A 17,411-nucleotide genomic window follows, 5' to 3' on the forward strand; every position below is an offset into this window, starting at 1 on the left:
GGGGCCCTCGATTCTGCGGGTGGTGCTCATCGCACGCAGGCCGTGGTGTGCGGCCGGAGGTCGGTGGGGGTGGTTTTGCGGCGGACTACGTGTCCGGCGGCGAGGTGGCGTTGGCAGATCGTCAGCACGGGCGGGCCCTCGGGGAGCCGCTCTGGATGGCAGGCGCTTGTCTCGGCGTCGGCCTGGGGTGTGCCAGGCAGCAGGTGGAAGGCGGCGTGGACTTCGCTGGTGGCCTGCCAGAGCCTGGTGTGGGCGGTGGCCAGGTGACGTCCGGCGACCGGGTGCGGGGGCCGGGTGTGGTCGGCGAGCCGGTCCAGAAGCTGGAGCAGAGCGGTGAGGTGGGCGTGCAGCACGTCAAGGTGCAGACGGTCTCCGGGCTTGGGCGGATCCGCGTCCGACGGCGCCAAGGCCCGTGCGTGGTGGCGGATGCCGGCGCTCGCGGCGCGGAGGTAGGGGTGCGCGTCGTCGGGGCGCTTAGGAGAGGTCAAAGGTGGTGGTCCTTCCTGCCGGTAGGCAGGGCAGTGAGGGGCGACCCGGCGCGGGTGAACCGGAGTGCGGTGGGTCAGGGCGCGCACGAGCGCGGCTGGTTCACAGGGCGGTGCGGGCCAGCGGGAGCGCGGTGAGGGCGAAGGCGTCGGGCTGCTGGTAGTTGAGCCGTCGGAGGTCGACGCCGGAGGTGACGGCGTGGGTCTCGATCTGTGCGCAGGCGGCGTCCAGGAGGGCGTCGGTCTCGGCGGTGACGGTGACCAGGCCGGTCAGTGCGACGTCCGCGTGCCCGGCGATGAGCTGGCGTTCGCGGGTTTTGACGTCGGCGTACTCGATGGAGTCCTCTTCGGAATCGACCTGTCCGCGGCGTGCGCGCTCGTTGGCGTCGGCGATGATCGCGGCCTTCTTGCGCTGGACGTCCCGCAGTGCGGACTCGAGCCCCTGCGGCACGTATATGAGGGAGAGGCTGCGGCGCACGCCGGCCGTGAACATCAGCCCGTGCAGGAACCCGGCCCCCATCTCGGTCCTCGGCCAGTTCTCCACCCAGTACGTCGCGTGCCGTGCGCTGTCGGTGGCGAGGCGGTCGTACTCCTCGCACTGGACGACGGGACCGGCGGCTGCGGGGTCGGCTTCGGCGCGGCCGGTCTCGGACCACTGCTGGAGCGCGGCGAGGGCCTTCGGGTCGTAGGCGGTGCGAATGACGGCGGCGATTTCCCGTGCGCTCAGCCAGCCGGTGACCTGGAGACCTGCGTTGCGGGCGGCCTGCGCGATGGACGCGGTGGTCTGCTGCATGACGGTGAACGCCCCGGGCAGCCCTCCGCCGGCCTGGTTGATCAGGCGCCGGGCGGCCTTGAGGTCGAGGGAGATGGCGAGGTAGGTCTCGTGCGGGGCGGCGGCAGGGCCGGCAGAGGAGACCAGCTCGGAGTAGATCTGTCCGGCGACGGGGGTCTGTGGCTGCCCGTTGTGGGTCCAGTGGCGGGTGAGGGTGTCGCCCGAGTCGGGGACGGTGCGTTCCAGCACCTGCACGGTGGCGATGTGCCCGGTGCGGGCGATGCCCGCGAGCGCGCGTCCCCAGCTGCTCACGTTGTGGTTCTGGGTAAGGGGGTCGAGGAGGGCGAAGGCGCGGCTGGTGACGCAGGCGACGGCGGTCAGGGTCTGCTGGTGCGGGTCGTGGACGGCTGCGGCGCCGTTGGCGGAGTCGCCGGGGGTGACCACCTTGAGGGAAGCGGCGGTGCCGGGCAGATGGAGGACGCCGTCCTGCCGGGGCCGGGTGACGGGCCGAGCAAGCCAGAGGGTCTGGCCGGTGCGGCGACGGTGCGCATACCGGATGACGATCGGCGCCCAGTCGATCAGGGAGCGGCCGTGCCGGCGGATCGCGACGAGTGCCCCGGATGCCGCCCACAGCGGTGCCAGGGCGACGGCGCCGAGAAGCCCGGTGGAGATCACCGTCATCAGCAGCAGGGCCAGCATGCAGGAGACGAGGACGAGTTGAGGCAGGGAGAGGCCGAGGAGGATGCCGCGGCGGCTCCGGTGCGGGAACTTCACCGTGACCGGGGCGACGGAAAGATCAGTCAAGGGGCAGGTCCTGGAGGCGCGGGTGGAACCCGGGGGCGGGAGGGCGCGTGCACGTCCCGCCCCCGGGAGTCGGTCAGGGAATCAGAGGCCGGTCGGAGGCGGCGGGGGCCCGCTCGCCCCGCTGGACGGGGCGTTCTGCGTGCCGGAGGACGGCGGTGCCCCCTGCGGCGGCGGGGTTGTGGTCGGCGGGGTGGACTGCCATCCGCCGCTCTGCCCAGACGCGCTACTCGCACCGGATCCGCCAGGCCCCGGGCTGCCGCCCACCTGGCCACTGGTGTCGTCGGACACGCTCGTCGGCGCGGGCTGGACGGCCTTCTCCAAGCCGGACTTGACCGCGTCGCCGCCGGGCGAGGCACCCGTTCCGCCGCTCTGCGATCCCTCCTTGCCCTCGCCGCCTCCGCCGGTCGGGTTGGCAGCGATGTCGCCGGGGAACCCGCCGCCGTCGGGGCCCTGCGGTGCGGCACCCGCGCCGGCGGCAGCGCCACCGGTTCCGGCGGTGGCCGCAGCAGCGGCGGCCTTGCGGGCCGCCTTCTCGGCGTGAGCCTTCGCGATCTGCGCACCGGCGCCGCCGGCACGGTGGATGGACTCCCCGTCGGTCCCGTCGGCCGCCCAGTGCACGAACTTGAAGACCGCGTACGGGCACAGCAGCACCAGGATCATGATGACGATGCCGGACATGACGTCGGCGAGGGCGGCGATGCCGTCCTCGGCCTCGGTCTTGCCCATGGCAGCGATGCCGAGCACGAAGATCACGGTCATCAGCAGCTTCGAGACCACGAGGGTGGCGGTGGCTTCGATCCAGCCCTTGCGCCAGCGCCGGGCGACTTCCCAGCCGCCGCCGGCGGACGCGAAGACGGCGAGGGTGACCATGACGAGGATGCCGACCTTGCGGACCATCATCACGCACCAGTAGAGGAAGGCGCCGATGGCGGCGCCGAGCCCGACGACGACCGGGACGAGCCAGCCGAGTCCGGACAGCGATCCGATCTGGTTGACCTTCACGATACGGCGCACGGCTGACTCGATGTTCAGGTGCGCGGTCTTGAACAGGCCGTCGCTGACGGCGTCGACGACTTCGACGGCCACCGTGGTCAGGGCGATGGCGCAGAAGGCGAACAGGACGCCGCTCATGGTGCCGGTGAACGCTTGTGTCAGCGCTTGCCCGTCGCGCCGGATGGCGGCCCGGACCAGCTGTGCGCAGAACGTGGCGACCAGCAGGACCAGGCCCAGTGGCAGCAGCATCTCGTAGTTGTCACGGAACCATCCGGCGTTCAGATCCACCTTCGTGGTGGTGTCGACCGCCTCGGCGGCCAGGTCGGCTGCGGCGGCGGCCAGTTCACCGGCGGACTTCGCCATCCAGTCACCGATGGCCTTGCCGGGGTCCGAGGCGAAATCCACCGCGTCGCCGACCGTGCACAACTTGTCGGCCAGGGGGTAATCACAGAAGCCCACGGGGAGTTACTCCTCCTTTCGTGTCTCAGGCGCGGGTCACTGCGTGACGCTCGGAGCGATGGCGGCCAGGGTGCAGTCGTGGTTCGGGCGGCACTGGACGGCGAGCGTCACGGCCCGTTCCTCGGCCCCTCCGCCGCCCTTCTTCCAACTGAGCGTCTGCTTGCCGTTGACGGTGACGACGTAGATGTACGCCTCAGTGATCGCGGACGGGTCCTCGGCCAGGGCCTGCTTGAACGCGCTGGGGTAGTGGCCCTCGGTGACGTGGGCGGTGGCGTGCTGGTCCTGGTCGGCCATCCGTGACCACAGCACGGGGTCAGGAACCTGGCCGGAGACCGAGGCCCAGTCGGCGTACTTGGTCTCGGCGGTCATCCAGGCGCGCATGCCGGCGAGCTGCTGGTCGCGGCTGGTGTCACGGGTGTCGTAGGACCACAGCATCTGGGCCGCTGCCTTGGCGTAGGCGATCGGCTCGGAGATCTGCGGCGGCTTGGGCACCGACCCGGATCCGGAGGAAGGCTTCGGGGCGGCCTCGGAGGAGGACGGGCTGCCGGTTGGGGCAGGAGCCACGGCGCCCGGAGCCTGGTGGCTATTCCCGCCTCCGGTCAGCAGGGCGACGACCCCGGCGATGGCGAGCAGGACGGCGGCGGCGGCGACGATCGCGATGCGCCGGTTGGCCGACCACCCCGAGCCGTACGAGGACAGTGAGAGGGACGGGGATCGTTTCCGCATTAGTGGACCTGCGAGCCCAGGCCGGAGAAGAAGGCCACGATGCCGTTCGCGGCGCCCAGACCGAGGGCGGCGCCGGCGGCGACCACGGCGCCCTTCTTCCCGTTGGCCTCAGCCTGGTGGCCACCGGTGTGGTGGCCCCAGGCCCAGACGCCGAGCGAGACGGCGAGGGCGCCAACGACGGCGATGATGCCGAACATGTTGATCGAGTTGACGACGTTCTTCAGCACGCTCAGGCCGGGCAGGCCACCGCCCTTGGGTGAAATTCCTGGGTCATAGGCGAGCTGGATGACGCGGTCTGCGAGGGGGACGGACATAGGGGTGGTGGGGCTCCTTGCATACGCGGGCCCAGTGAGGGCCGGCGGGGAAGGCGAAAGCGGAGGGGGGCGCGCGAAGGGCGCGGAAGTGGCCGTGGGGCCAGGGCGCCCGGGGCGATGCCTGGCGGGGGCGGCGTCAGAGGACGCGGCGGGCGGCGAGAATCGTCCAGTCCTTGATCGGGGTGATCCGGACCGGCTTGGTGGTGCGCGGCGCCTCGATCACGAGGCCCTCGCCCATGTACATGCCGACGTGCTCGGGCCGGGCGGCGGTGCCGCGGCTGAAGACCAGGTCACCGGGCTTGAGATGAGCGGGCGAGATCGCCTTGCCTTCGTTGACCTGCGTGTACGTCGTGCGGGTGAGCGTGATTCCGGCGTGGGCGTACGCCTGCTGCATCAGCGAGCTGCAGTCGCAGCGGCCCATGGGGTCAGGACCATGCGACTTCGTGCAGGAGCCGCCCCACTGGTAGAGCGTCCCGAGCTGCTGCATCGCCCAGATGATGGCCTTGCGCGCCTTCGGATCGGCGTCCTTGGGGATCGAGTAACCCTTCGGGACGCTCCCCTCGGGGATGCGGCCGAACCCGGAACCGTCCTGGCCCGGCGCGCAGCCGGTCGTGGTCGACTGCTTGTCCTGGTCCGTGTCCTTGCCGTCCGCGTCACCGCCGCCGGGGAAGCTCTTGGCGATGGCGCCCTGCAGCGCGGTGGCGAGCTTCTCCCACTGCGCGTAGGCGTCTGGCAGGCCGGACTTCTGCACGGCTTGGGCGGCCTGGGTGACGGTCATCTGCTGCCACCCGCTCACTTTGAGCAAGTGCTTGTAGAACTGCTCGCTCGCGTAGGTGGGGTCGCGGATCTGCTCGGCGCTGCCCCAGCCCTGGGAAGGGCGCTGCTGGAAGAGGCCGAGGGAGTCGCGGTCGCCGTAGGCGAGGTTGCGCAGTCGGCTCTCCTGCATCGCCGTGGCGAGCGCGATGATCTGTCCCTTCTTGGGGACGTCGAGGGAGAGGCCGGCGGCCACGATCGTCTGGGCGTTGGGGACCTGCTCGGCGGGCAGGTCCAGGCCCTCGACGTGCACGTCCTTGCCGAAGGCGCCGTCGAGGATCTTGGTGACCTGTTCGGTGACCTTGTCGCTGTCGATGTCGCTCAGGCAGCTGCTGAAGGAGCCGCTGCTCTGCACGGCGTCGGCCGAGGAGGCCAGCATCATGCCGGTGCCGGCGATCAGGATCGGGGAGAGGAAGACGACGCCGATGCCGGCGGCGAGCCCCTTCAATCCGAGCGGACCGCTCGCCGGTCAGCGGCTTCGGGCATGGGTGGGTAGCGAGACGTCATGTACGTGTCCTTGGGGGTGCGGTGTCCGGCATACCGCGTGCGCGAGGCGTCTCGGAAGGGCGCGGCAGCCGGGGTAGGCGATCGGGGCGGGCCGGTGCGGGGCGAGTTGCCGCTCGCTCCGCGTGGCCGGGCCGTGAGCTAGGTGTGCCGGGGCAAGGGGTACCTCCGTGAGGTGTGGCAGGGGAGTGGCCAGCGGGGGTGTGCGCCGGGCGGTTCAAAAACAGTAGGCGCGGATCGGCGGTTGACCAAAAAGTCGGCGTGAGGTGCCGGAAACCGATACCTCGACAGGGCACTTCTTGGTCGTCGGCGGTTTCGCCTCTACAGTTTTTGGACTCCCCCTCGCCCTCCTCGGTCTGCGGCCCTGGGCTTCTGCATGCCCACTTCCGGCCCGCGAGGACTCCTGCGCGAGGCGGCTATTTCCCTCCGCGTTTCCGCAACCCGAATCGGGGTTCCTCTTTGCCTTTTTCCCTTCACCAGGGCGACGCTCTGGCCGTTCTCTCCGGCCTTCCGGACGGCTGCGTCGACTCCGTCATCACCGACCCGCCGTACAACAGCGGAGGCCGGACCGCGAAGGAGCGCACCACGCGCTCCGCGAAGCAGAAGTACACCTCCGCCGACGCCAAGAACGACCTCGCCGACTTCACTGGCGAGAACATGGACCAGAGGTCCTACTCGTTCTGGCTGACGCAGATCATGACCGAAGCCCACCGCCTTACCAAGACCGGCGGGACGGCCCTGCTGTTCACCGACTGGCGCCAGCTCCCGACGACGACGGACGCGATCCAGGCGGCCGGATGGCTGTGGCGCGGTGTCCTGGCCTGGCACAAGCCGCAGGCCAGGCCCCAGAAGGGCCGGTTCACCCAGAACTGCGAGTTCATCGTCTGGGCCAGCAAGGGGCCGATCGATGGCTCCCGCAACCCCGTCTATCTGCCTGGCATGTACTCGGCTTCGCAGCCCTCTGGCGCGAAGCGCCAGCACATCACGCAGAAGCCGGTCGAGGTGATGCGCGAGCTGGTCAAGATCAGCCCCGAGGGCGGCACGGTCCTCGACTTCTGCGCCGGCTCCGGCTCCACGGGCGTGGCCGCCCTGCTGGAAGGCCGGGACTTCATCGGCGTGGAGAAGACCGAGCACTACGCGTCGATTGCGGCCGACCGGCTCACCGAGACGATCCGCGCAACCCTCACGCAGGACGACGTGGTTCTCACCGCCTGAGCCGCGTCCTTGCCCGTCGCCAAGGCGACCAGCTCCCACCGCAGCCGTAGGCGAAATACCGCCGGAGGAACGTGCTATCCGCCGGCGGCGCCGCGCGAGGGCGCCCCCGCACTTCCCTCATTCCGCGTCTCGTAGGAGGCCGACTTCTCAATGCCCGAATCCGCAAAACCTGCCGACGATGGAGAGTTGGAGCCGATTCGTATTCCGGATCCACAGCTGGAGGGAATCGAGGCGAGCGTGCGACGGCTCATGGAGCAGTCGGCGCAACAGGCTCAGCAGCTCGACCACCTAGCGTCCGCCCCGTCGCCGAGTGGATCACCGTTCGCCGCGTTCGGCATGCCGGGACTCGGCGGCCCGCCGGCCGCCGCTCCACCGGAGCCCCGCCCGATCCTGGAACTGGACGGAGAGGAACGCGAGGACGAACTCGACGCCCTGTCCGACTGGGTCGACGACTTCTTCCTCCCGGTCTACGGGGCGGAGGTCACCACCGCGGCGCCCTGGTGCCTGCAGTGGCAGGAGCACGACGACGTCGTGGCCTGGCTCCATGCCTTGTGGCTCGCCTACCAGCAGCACAAGGACCCCGAAGCCGGGCTCTCCGGTCTGTTCGTGTGGCACCGGGACTTCCTCACCCACGCCGTCGCGGCGATCCGCGCACCGGGCGGCCCGCTGTCGGCCTGCATGACCTCTCCCGACCGGCCCGCACACCGTCTCCTGCCCGGCCCGCCGCCGTCCGTACGGACGGAGACGGCGGCCACGGCGGAAGCCACTGACCAGGACGAGCCGGCGTCATGACCGCGGGACAGGGACAGCCCGCCTTCGGACTGAGCTTCGATCCGCGCGCGCTGACCGATCTCCTCCAGGCTCCCAGCGACATACGCGACCTCACCCTTGCCTACCTGCAGGAAGTCGTGAACGCGCAGCGCTTCGGGCTGCGCCTCGACGGTGACCTGGAGGGCTGTCGAAAGCTGTTCGTGGACTCCCGCAAGGACTGGCGCGTCGTCTACGCCGTCCGGTCGGCGCCCGCGGAGTCCGCCCATCACAAGGAGATTCACGTCGTCGCGATCCGGCCGCGCGCGGGCAACGACGTCTACGACGAGGTCGGCCGCCGTCTGGGCATGACTCGCCGGCCACTGAGCGCCCGCACCCACGCGGCACGCTCCCGTTCCCCGCAACTGGCCGCCCGCGCGCCCGTGCCCCGGCCCGGTCCGCCGCCCACTGCGCCACCGGGTCTGCCCCGTCCCGCACCGAACCCCGCGCACCATCCCACCCGCTGAACGCACGGAGCGTCGCCTATGCCCCCTGAACCCGCGCCGACACCCTCCCGGCGTGCGGTCTCCCCGCTCGACCATCGCCTCGAAGCCGCCACCGGGCACGACATCGACACCCTGTGGGCCTACCGCGACCGCGGCGTCCTCGACGAGCAGCACGCCCAACTGGTGGACCGGCACCGGAAGCTGGCCAAGACCCAGACTGGCGTCATCTTCCATCTGCGCCTCCTCAACCGCCTGTCCAGCGGCGAGTTCGACGTCGACGGCGCTCTGTTCACGCGTATCGACCGCACCGTGGACCAGTTGGAAGAGGCTGCCGACGCGCGGGACGCCGCTGCCGGGATGTGCTCGCCGTCCTGGAGCCCATCGAAGCCGCAGCAGCGTCCGTCGCGCAGCAGCTCTCGACGGACGACCAGGCGGCGCTGCTCGCCATCTCCGGCGGCGCCAAGCTCTACGAACACCTGCTGACCGGCCGGATGTCCGTCACAGCCGCCTCCGGCACCCGCATCCCCCACACCAAGCTGCGGCGGCTGGAGGACGCCGGCCTGGTCGCCCGGGACACCGGCCACCCCGTACAAGCCGGCCAGCCAGTCGCGCTCACCGACGCCGGAAGAGCCGCGCTGTTCGCCGCCCGCCGGGCCCCCACGACGCAGACGCCGAAGGTCCCAGCTCGCCCCGGCACATCGCCGTCCACTCCGGCGCAGCGGCGCTGAACTCCACCGAAAGGCCCCTTGTTGTCTCCCACCGAACCGGCGCCGGTCCGGAAGTCCATCCCCCAAGTCGACTTCGATCTGGACGACCTCGACGCCGACGAGGAGAGGTACCTCGACTTCTACCGCAAGGTCGGCGTCCACGAGGACATGCTCGTCCCCCTCGCCGAACATCACGACGGTCCGCACAGCTACTACGTCCTGTTCGACCGCACGGCGACCTGGGGACACCCCGGCATGCCCCAGGTGCTCGCCGTGCATCTGCAACGGGACCACGAGAAGCGGACGTTCAGCTTCGAGAAGGCCCCGCTGCCGCTGCCCGCGATGGCGCAGTCCTGGCTCATCCACCGCGGCTGCCCGCACGATGTCATCGGCCTCGACCCCGAGCTGGGCCCGCCGCCGGCTGACGAGGCCACGCGAGCACTGGAGCGACGCCTCGCCGGCGACGGCGACCACTACGCCATGGGCTACTCCTACACCAGCGACGACCCGGACGACATGGTCGTCGTCGTGGCACTGCGTGCCCTGGACGAACGCGCCCCGTCGCCGTTCCGCGTTGTGGTCGAAGAGGTCGACACCGACACCTGGACGCACACCCTGCGCGAGGGCGGCTTCGACACGGTGAGCGAGGCCCTTCAGTGGTGCGACGACCGGCTCACTGGCGAGGCCGGCCCTCTCCCGCCGGTCCGCCCGGCAGCCGCCGCCAGCCGCCTGGCCGGTGTGGTGAAGGCCCCTGCCCCGCGCCCGCCCGGCCGTTCGCGCTGAGCGCTCAGCCCGACGCGGGCGGCGCAACATAGCCGACGATTGCCGGTTAGCCAAACCGGCGATTCTCCGGACTCTTATACAGCCGCCGGGACAACCCCCGCGGCGCCCTTCCACACATTCCCCACGCCTTCACGGAGGCTTCTTCCGCATGCGCTCCACCCGAATTGCCATATCCGCGGCGATGCTCGGCGCACTCGCGCTGCCGGTGCTGTCCGCCACCACCGCCAGCGCGGCACCGACCGCCGCCTCCGCTCTCCCCGCGGTCAGCTGCCACAACCTGCCGCCGCTCCCGTACGCAGTGCACGCCAAGGCCGTGACCATCCGGTCCAAGGCCAGCTCGAAGTCCACGGCGCTCGGCGTGCTCTACAAGAGCCACAAGTTCACCGTCTCCAAGAAGAGCGGCAACTGGCTCTACCTCACGGACAAGTCGACCGGCGTCAAGGGCTGGGTCTCCGGCACCTACGTGTACCGCGACGTCCGTATGTGCCTGGACTGACCGGAACTCAGCACGTCCCGGTAAGCGGCTGAGCGGCCGAGCACGGCCGCCTCTCACAGTCCCCCAGGCATCGGCCTTTCCAGAACAGGAGATCCCTTTTGTTCGACGGCATATCCGAGGATTCTGCGGATGTCGTGGGCGTGCTCACGGAACGGATCGAAGCGCGCTTCGGCATGGGTATGGACCAGTTGAAGGCCGCGGTCGCCGCCGCGCCGACCGCGAATCCCGACGCCACCGACGTCGTCAAGTGGCACAACCTTCTCGTCGAGGCTCAGTCCGTGCTGGAGCGCGCGGAGGACGACCTCCTCGCCGCCCTGCAGACCCAGCCCAGCGAGGTCGACGACCCGACGATGGGCCTCGCCCACCGGGTGAACGCGGCCGTCACTGCCCGCGACGGCCGGGCCATGGTGGTGCGATGGCTCCTCGACCCGAACGCCCCGGGGAAGAAAGACCTCGCCGCAGAGCGCCTTGCCCGCCTTCGGCCCCGCACCGGGCCTGCGGTGCAGACCAGCGCCCCTAACCGGCCTGCGGGTTCAACCGCACCGGCGACGGCGTGGCGGTCGGCAAGGGCCGCCCGATGAGCCGGGACAAGGCCAGCACCATGGACGGCGACCTGCAGAAGGTCTTCGGGAAGCCGGTACTCGAGCTGTACGAGGCGGCTGCCGACCACGATGCCGCGCCCGCGCTCGCCCGGGTCCTGGAACTGCGGTCCTTCCTGGCGCTCACCGAGGAGCAGGTCGCCCGTGTCCGCGACCGCGTCCACGCCGACATGGATCCGGACCGCGACACGGACGAACTGTCGGCGGTCAAGCTCCGCTTCGACGCGCTGTGGCTGGACGCGGCACTGGAGGCCCGCGGCGCCTACCGCGCCGCCCTCGGCGAGCTGCTGCGCACCATGCCTCCGCCCGCCCAGCAGGCCCGGCCCGTACGAACGGCTCAGCTCGGGGCCACCGCAACCCTGCCCCCGTCTGCCGCCCCGGCACCCCAGCGTGCCGGGGCGGCCCGGGCCCGCCGACCGTGAAAGCCCCCGATTGCCCCACCCAACGTCCACCGACATAGCTGGACGGATCGAGGACCTGTACGGTGCACCGCTCGCCGACCTCGAAGCCCACGTCCAGGACCAGCCGCCCGGCATGCTCTGCGCCCTGCTCGGCATGCACGACGACCTTGCCGTCGCCGAGCGCAGCATCGACTTCCACCGCGACCACCTCGCCCGGCTCATCCACCCTGAACGGCAGATCGGCCCGCACGAGGTCTCCCACCTCCTCGACGGGACCCGCCGGCTCGCCGAAGCCGTCGCCGTCCGCGAGGCCCTGGCCAAGTCGGTCGCCGCCGTCCTGCAGAGCCTGGCCCGCGTCCCGGCTCCGACGCCTGTCCCGCCAGCTCCCTCGCCGCCTGCTCCGGCTCCGCCTCTTGCGGCGCCGAGTCCGGTGCACAGCCGCTGACCCGCAGGCGATCCCCCCTTTCATTCACCCAGGAGTTCCTCCCTTGGCCATCACCGCTCTGCCCCCTGACACCGACGCCGACGTCGCCCGGGTCACCGAGGCCCTCGCCATGATCACCCCGCGCTGGAACGTGAGGATCCTCTTGGCCCTCTCCGGCCCGCCGCTGCGCTACAGCGAGCTGGCGGCCAAGGTGTCCTGGCTGCAGAACGGCCAGCTCCACCCGAAACTCAAGGCGCTGTGCGACGCCGGACTCGTCGAACGCACCGAACACACCGCACGGCACGTGACCTACGGCCACACCGAACGTGGTGTTGCCCTGCTGCCGGTCCTGCCGATGATCGTCACGTGGGCCGAGGAACACCTGGAGAAGGCGGACCGCTCGCTGGCCGCGATCGAGCAGATCGAGGACAGCCTCACCCTGCTCACCCGGCGCCATGCCGCCGCCATCCTGTGGGTGCTCAAGTCCCGCCAGGAGGTCAGCGGGCGGGCCCTGGCCCGGATCGTGATGCCCAGCAGCGACTGGACCAACATCTACCCGCCGCTGCGGCAGCTGGTCGCCGACGGCCTCGTCGACACCAAGGGCACCGGCCGGCCCTACCGGCTCTCCGCAGCAGGCGACGGCCTGAGCCCCGTTCTCGGCACCCTGTCCGCGTGGGCCGCCGGGCAGCCCCTCGACCAGGCGGCCCGGCACCCGGTCTGGGGGCACCCGCAGGCGAAACCCGCGACGAGGCCGTGGATCAGCAGCCAGTCACGGCCGGCCCCCACGGCGCTCCCACCCGCTCGGACACCCCATACCCCTCCGGCCTGGCACAACGGGGATCTCTTCTCGCACGCTGCGACCGCCCGCCCGAAGGCAGCCGTCCCGGCGGGAGGCCCGCGCCGATGAGCACCCCCCTTACCTCTGCCGAAGCGCAGCGCGCTGTCGAACTGCTTGCCTCGCGGCCCTTGGTCCGCCTGGTCACCGAGATCGATGACAACGGCGCCATACCGCCGCGACGGCTGGCCGGTACCCTGCCCGACCTCTCCACGCACCAACTGCGCAGCGCATCCGACACGGCCCGCGCCCACGGTCTCATCCGGATCGCGCCCGGCACCGGTCTGGAACTGACCGAGGCTGGGATGGAGTTGGCCGGCCTGTACGACGCGATGGCCCGCTGGGCCCGGCGTCACGCCGTCCCGGCCCCCGTCTGCGAGTTCAGCAGCCGCATTCGGCACGTCCTTGCCCTGTTGGCACCATCGCTCATCACCGAGCGCGCTGACGGAGCGGAGGTGGGCCTGGCCCGTCTCCGCACGCTCCTGATCCAGTGGCTGGCCGACAACCTCCAGGTGGCCAGGGTGTCCGAACCTGAGCCGGTCGCGTGAGCGAAGCGGTCATACCCCGGCCCGCACGCCACACCGACGGGCTGATGCGCAGCATCTACCTACCGCGCACGACGGATGCGTTGGCGTTTGCGATGTCCACCTACGGCATCCCGCTGCTCGTCCTGGCCACGACGCGTTCCGCCGCGCTGACGGGCGCAGCCTTCGCCCTAGAGTGGATCCCGCGGCTGGCTGCGTTCGGGTGGGCCGGATCGGTTGTCGACCGGCGCGGTGCTGCGGTGGTCTTCCACCTGGCCTCCCTGGGCCGGGCGCTGGCCCTCGCCGTCGGCGCGGTCCTGCTCCACCTCCACCCATCCGGCACCGTGGCGAGCGCGACCGTGATGGTGCTGGCGGCGACGACCGGCGTGCTCACCGAGTTCAGCTATATCGCGGCCGAGACCGCGGGCGCTGCCGTCGGCCGCCGAGCAGGACGGCGGGCCCACCGTGTCCAGGCCGTCCTGCTCGGCATCGACCAGACGGCGACCCTGGCCGGTCCGGCGCTCGCCGGGGTGCTCTTGCTTGCCGGTCCGCCGTTGATGCTCGCGGTGATCACCGTGCTCTCGTTGCTTGCCGCGCTGTTTGCCCTGCGCACTCCGCACTCGCCCGTGGCACCGGCCCGTGCGCCGAAGGGGAGGTCCAGGGCCGGACTGCTCACCGGGTGGCGCACCATTCGCTCGCTTCCCGCGCTCGGCTGGCTCGTGACCGGGCTGACCCTGTCCAACCTGGCCACCGGCCTTCTTCAAGCGGCCGGTCCCGTAATCGTCGTCAAGCACTTCGGGCAGTCCACCACCGCAGTCGGCCTCGTCTGGTCCGCCGCTGCCGCAGCGACGCTCCTCAGCGTCACGCTCTGCCGGTTCGCGCTCGACCGCCTCGGCCTGTGGCCGGTCGGCGCCGCCTGCGCCGCCCTCGCCTCGCTCGGCTGTCTCGCCGCTGCTCAGGCTCCCGACTACCGGTCCTACCTGGTCCTGGTCGCGGTCCTCATGGCGGGCGAAGGCGGCATGACGGTCGTCCTGCGCACCCTGCGCTCCCGCGTGATCCCTCCGGAGAAGTTCGGCAGCACCCTGTCGGCGACCATCCTCATCCTCCTGCTGCCCTTCCCCGTCGCCGGCGTGCTCACCGCGCTCACTCCGCCCGACGCGCTGGGCCACGTCATCACCGTCTGTGCCGCGCTGCAGGCCCTCGGTCTGTTCTGCGCCTTCGCCCGCCTGCGAACCGATCCCGCCCTGCGCACCTGACCTTGCTGCGTCCCCAGCCTGTGGAGAACTTCATGTCCATTGCCGCCCTTGGATCGCACCGCAGGACTGGTCGAACCATCACCGAGCAGTTCCACGCCTTCGACGCCCATAACCCGCACGTCTACCGGGCCCTGGAACGCATGGCCGCTCGCCGCCTGGCCGCCGGCGCAACCCGAGTCAGCTTGAAGGACCTGTTCGAGGACCTGCGCTGCCAGCTCCCTCATGGGGTTGCCGGGCTGAACAACAACTACACCGCCCTCTACGCCCGCCGCCTGATCAGCGAACACCCTCACTGGGCTGCGGCGTTCGAACTGCGCCGCCGCCGTGCCGCCTGAGACACCCCTCTCTTCCCTCGTCCCGCCGTCCACCGATACGGAGAACCCCTTCTTGTCCGCTCGTCCTCTCGTGCTCGTCGTTTCTCCTGGCGACGAGACCTACCGCGGCTACTGCCTGGAGCAGGTGGCCGCCGCGTACGACGTCGTCCTGCTCACCGGCACCGAGCCGTCGTGGGAGAAGCCGTTCATCGTCGACCACACCGTGGTCGATCTGAGCGACCCTGCAGCGCTGCTCGCCGGCGGCCGGGCGCTGGCCGAGCACCATGACCTTGCCGGCGTGGTCACCTGGGACGAGTGGCACCTCGTCCCAACCGCCCGTCTCGCCCGCGCGCTCGGTCTGTCCTCGACGTCCGTCGAGGTGATGCGGGCCTGTCGCAACAAGGCCACCGCCCGGGCTCTGTTCGCCCGCCACGGCGTGCCCTCGGCCGCCTCGATAGGGGCGCGGACTCTACTGGAGGCTGGCCTGGCGACGATGACCCTCGGCCTGCCGGCGGTCATCAAGCCCGCGGCCTTCGCGGGCAGCATCGGCGTGATCCGCGTCGACCGGCCCGAAGAACTGCCCGCCGCGTTCGCGTTCGCCTCGGCCGGAGCGAGCCGCAGTCGCGAGGACACCGGCGTCCTGGTCGAGGAGTACCTCGACGGACCGGAAGTCTCCGTCGAATGCGTCACCCACCGCGGCGCGACCACGGCGGTCGCCGTGACCCGCAAGCACCTGGGCCCCACCCCGTACTTCGACGAAACCGGCCACACCGTCGATGCCTCCGACCCGCTCCTGGCCCAGGTCGCCCCGGCCGCCGCTGCTGCGGTCAAGGCCCTGGGGATCACCGACGGCGTGCAGCACGTCGAGATGCGCCTGGTGGACGGTCGGCCGCGGTTGATCGAGGTCAATGCCAGGATCGGCGGCGACATGATCGGCCACCTTGTCCGTCTGGCCACCGGCATAGACCTGCCCCGGGCCGCCGCCGATCTCGCCTGCGGCCGAGCGCCGGACCTCACCCCGACCCGCAGCGGGGCCGCGGGCATCCGCATGCTCTACCCGGATACCTCCGGCACCCTGACCGCCCGGCACATCAACCAGCCCTTCGCCGCCCACACTCCCTGGCTGCGCCAAGTGCAGTGGATCCACGAGATCGGCGAGGAGCTCGTCCTGTCGCCCGACGGCGACCTGTTCACCGCCCGGGCCGGGTTCTACATCGTCACCGGCCGCACCACCGCCGAGGTCACCGAACGCCTCGACACCGCCGCCGACGAGATCACCGTCACCACGAGGGCAGACCGATGAACCCACAGCCCGATTCGCACCACGAGATCGACGGCGACGTCTACGTCTCCCCGCGCCACCTCGCCTCCACCACCGGAACCGGCGACCCCGCCCTCGCCCCGTTGCTCGACCTCGGCTGGGACCTGCGGTACGACGAGGACTCCAACGTGTACGTGAGCGCTCCCGACCGGCGCGTGCGCCTGGGCTACCTGCCCGAAGGCGAGGACGACGGGCTCTGGCGCATCAACGCCTACGAGGATTCCTTCGGGCCGCCGGCGTGGGGCGTCTGCTTTAACGACCGCGTTCCCACCGAGTTTGTCCAGGCGTTCACCACCATCCTGGCCACGGCATACGAGCAGGGGCCGGATGCTTACCTTGCCCGGCCGATCTCCGGCATCGACGAGCACGATCCCTTCTTCGCGGTCGTGCCGCTTCTGAAGCAGGGCTGGGAGATCGACCGTCCGCGCTGGGGCGTCTTCGCGGTCCAGGCTCCGGACGGGCTCGCCGGCATGGAGTTCACCACCGGCGACCTCGATCCGGAAACCGAACTGACCACGCGCGACGCGCGCTGGCAGCTGTGGGCGGGCAAGTCCATCGACCGGCCCGTCTGGTACGCCACGGCCAGCACCGACACCCCGGTCGCCCTGCTCACCGCCGTCACCGAGTGCGTCGCCGATCCGGCTCCCCTGCCCCGGTGGCGCGAGGTGACCTCCAGCTACATCAAGGGGATGGCCCAGCTCACCCCGATCCTCCCGCCGGGCCCGCCGGCTCCCACTCCGCTCGACGTGCAGCGGGCCGTCTCCTCCCGCCGTCCGGCTGCGCTGCCCGCGGCCAGCGTCCCGCGCTGGAGCACCACCAGCCGACCGGCCCTGCCCGGCCCGCGCCTGTAGGACCAGCCAGATCTCGACCGGAGCCTCTCTTGTCCCTGCAAGCCGCCGAGTTCTTCGCCGAGCTGTGCCTTCCCTTCCACGACCACACCGTTGTTGGCAACACCTACTTCGCTGTCCCGATCCCCGATGCACCGCTGCGGATGCGGATCGACTTCACCCGCACCATCCACGCAGACACCTACGGAGGGCTGCGTGTCGCCGTCGTTCACCCGGAACGCGGCGAGATCGACGCGGTGGCGCTCAGCTTCGTGGACCACGGGACCTTCCACCGCCGCGATGAAGCCACCACTACCCGGCCGAACACCAAGCAGTACGGCACATTCGACACCTATCACCGCCCCGGCCGCCCGCCGTGGGACGGGGCCGTCACCACCGGGCTGCGCGACGCCATCGAGCAGTACACCGCCGTCTGGTTCCCCGGCTCCTGGGCCGCGTCCAGGCCCAGGCGCTCGGCTGGCCGTACCCCGCGCAGCACTCCCACCCAGCCGGCTACCCCAGTCGTCGGCCGCACCCGCTGACCTCCCCCGACGGATCTCTCCTGGGAGCACAACGAGTGACAGCG

Annotated in this window: 22 protein-coding genes; 16 read left to right on the forward strand and 6 right to left on the reverse strand. The window is 70.9% G+C overall.

Features of this window, described 5'->3' with window-relative positions:
- Positions 1-26 precede the first annotated feature (26 nt).
- The 6 genes from OG562_RS34690 to OG562_RS34715 form a co-directional block, all read right to left on the reverse strand.
- Positions 27-488, reverse strand: coding sequence for a DUF6238 family protein (locus OG562_RS34690; RefSeq protein WP_266405190.1), 462 nt, complete (start codon positions 486-488; stop codon positions 27-29).
- A gap of 100 nt (positions 489-588) precedes the next feature.
- Positions 589-2,061: an SCO6880 family protein gene (locus OG562_RS34695; protein WP_266405193.1), complete on the reverse strand. Its 1,473-nt coding sequence runs from the start codon at positions 2,059-2,061 to the stop codon at positions 589-591.
- An 81-nt stretch (positions 2,062-2,142) separates the two neighbouring features.
- Positions 2,143-3,513 carry an ATP-binding protein gene (locus OG562_RS34700; RefSeq protein ID WP_266405196.1) on the reverse strand — a complete coding sequence of 457 codons (1,371 nt, stop codon included), beginning with the start codon at positions 3,511-3,513 and terminating at the stop codon, positions 2,143-2,145.
- 36 nt (positions 3,514-3,549) lie between these two features.
- Positions 3,550-4,239, reverse strand: a complete 690-nt coding sequence (locus OG562_RS34705; RefSeq protein WP_266405199.1) for a hypothetical protein — start codon at positions 4,237-4,239, stop codon at positions 3,550-3,552.
- Positions 4,239-4,553 (reverse strand): DUF6112 family protein, encoded by a 315-nt coding sequence (locus OG562_RS34710; RefSeq protein ID WP_011031268.1) that lies wholly within the window; start codon positions 4,551-4,553, stop codon positions 4,239-4,241. Before OG562_RS34710 ends, OG562_RS34705 begins: the two co-directional genes overlap by 1 nt.
- 136 nt (positions 4,554-4,689) lie before the next feature.
- Positions 4,690-5,814: a C40 family peptidase gene (locus OG562_RS34715; protein ID WP_266405201.1), complete on the reverse strand. Its 1,125-nt coding sequence runs from the start codon at positions 5,812-5,814 to the stop codon at positions 4,690-4,692.
- A gap of 515 nt (positions 5,815-6,329) precedes the next feature.
- Between OG562_RS34715 and OG562_RS34720 the strand changes: the two genes are divergently transcribed.
- The 16 genes from OG562_RS34720 (at position 6,330) to OG562_RS34795 (ending at position 17,367) form a co-directional block, all read left to right on the forward strand.
- Complete coding sequence (locus OG562_RS34720) at positions 6,330-7,085, forward strand: site-specific DNA-methyltransferase (RefSeq protein WP_112438327.1); 756 nt, start codon at positions 6,330-6,332, stop codon at positions 7,083-7,085.
- Between the two features lie 249 nt (positions 7,086-7,334).
- Positions 7,335-7,877 carry a DUF4913 domain-containing protein gene (locus tag OG562_RS34725; RefSeq protein ID WP_266409676.1) on the forward strand — a complete coding sequence of 181 codons (543 nt, stop codon included), beginning with the start codon at positions 7,335-7,337 and terminating at the stop codon, positions 7,875-7,877.
- The gene (locus OG562_RS34730) at positions 7,874-8,359 is read left to right on the forward strand and encodes a hypothetical protein (protein WP_266405210.1); all 486 of its coding nucleotides are present in this window, start codon (positions 7,874-7,876) and stop codon (positions 8,357-8,359) included. The genes OG562_RS34725 and OG562_RS34730 overlap by 4 nt, the downstream gene beginning before the upstream one ends.
- A gap of 338 nt (positions 8,360-8,697) precedes the next feature.
- The gene (locus OG562_RS46075) at positions 8,698-9,066 is read left to right on the forward strand and encodes a hypothetical protein (protein ID WP_323187586.1); all 369 of its coding nucleotides are present in this window, start codon (positions 8,698-8,700) and stop codon (positions 9,064-9,066) included.
- A gap of 18 nt (positions 9,067-9,084) precedes the next feature.
- Positions 9,085-9,828, forward strand: a complete 744-nt coding sequence (locus OG562_RS34740) for a hypothetical protein (RefSeq protein WP_266405211.1) — start codon at positions 9,085-9,087, stop codon at positions 9,826-9,828.
- A 181-nt stretch (positions 9,829-10,009) separates the two neighbouring features.
- On the forward strand, positions 10,010-10,324 hold the full coding sequence (locus OG562_RS34745) for an SH3 domain-containing protein (RefSeq protein ID WP_266409677.1): 315 nt from the start codon (positions 10,010-10,012) through the stop codon (positions 10,322-10,324).
- A gap of 98 nt (positions 10,325-10,422) precedes the next feature.
- Positions 10,423-10,905, forward strand: a complete 483-nt coding sequence (locus OG562_RS34750; RefSeq protein WP_266405213.1) for a hypothetical protein — start codon at positions 10,423-10,425, stop codon at positions 10,903-10,905.
- Positions 10,902-11,345 (forward strand): hypothetical protein, encoded by a 444-nt coding sequence (locus OG562_RS34755; RefSeq protein WP_266405215.1) that lies wholly within the window; start codon positions 10,902-10,904, stop codon positions 11,343-11,345. Before OG562_RS34750 ends, OG562_RS34755 begins: the two co-directional genes overlap by 4 nt.
- 10 nt (positions 11,346-11,355) lie before the next feature.
- Positions 11,356-11,769, forward strand: a complete 414-nt coding sequence (locus OG562_RS34760) for a hypothetical protein (RefSeq protein WP_266405217.1) — start codon at positions 11,356-11,358, stop codon at positions 11,767-11,769.
- A gap of 43 nt (positions 11,770-11,812) precedes the next feature.
- Positions 11,813-12,655, forward strand: coding sequence for a winged helix-turn-helix transcriptional regulator (locus tag OG562_RS34765; protein ID WP_266405219.1), 843 nt, complete (start codon positions 11,813-11,815; stop codon positions 12,653-12,655).
- Positions 12,652-13,131: a regulator gene (locus OG562_RS34770; RefSeq protein ID WP_266405221.1), complete on the forward strand. Its 480-nt coding sequence runs from the start codon at positions 12,652-12,654 to the stop codon at positions 13,129-13,131. Before OG562_RS34765 ends, OG562_RS34770 begins: the two co-directional genes overlap by 4 nt.
- On the forward strand, positions 13,128-14,363 hold the full coding sequence (locus tag OG562_RS34775) for an MFS transporter (RefSeq protein WP_266405223.1): 1,236 nt from the start codon (positions 13,128-13,130) through the stop codon (positions 14,361-14,363). Before OG562_RS34770 ends, OG562_RS34775 begins: the two co-directional genes overlap by 4 nt.
- A gap of 32 nt (positions 14,364-14,395) precedes the next feature.
- On the forward strand, positions 14,396-14,698 hold the full coding sequence (locus tag OG562_RS34780; protein ID WP_266405225.1) for a hypothetical protein: 303 nt from the start codon (positions 14,396-14,398) through the stop codon (positions 14,696-14,698).
- Positions 14,699-14,750: 52 nt separating this feature from the next.
- Entirely contained in the window at positions 14,751-15,980 is a 1,230-nt protein-coding gene (locus OG562_RS34785; protein WP_266405227.1) for an ATP-grasp domain-containing protein, read from the forward strand.
- A complete protein-coding gene (locus tag OG562_RS34790) occupies positions 15,977-16,849 on the forward strand; it encodes a DUF317 domain-containing protein (protein WP_266405229.1) in 873 nt (290 codons plus the stop codon). Before OG562_RS34785 ends, OG562_RS34790 begins: the two co-directional genes overlap by 4 nt.
- A 29-nt stretch (positions 16,850-16,878) precedes the next feature.
- Positions 16,879-17,367 (forward strand): hypothetical protein, encoded by a 489-nt coding sequence (locus OG562_RS34795; RefSeq protein ID WP_266405231.1) that lies wholly within the window; start codon positions 16,879-16,881, stop codon positions 17,365-17,367.
- Positions 17,368-17,411 lie beyond the last annotated feature (44 nt).

The organism is Streptomyces sp. NBC_01275 (assembly GCF_026340655.1).
Taxonomy (GTDB): Bacteria; Actinomycetota; Actinomycetes; order Streptomycetales; family Streptomycetaceae; genus Streptomyces.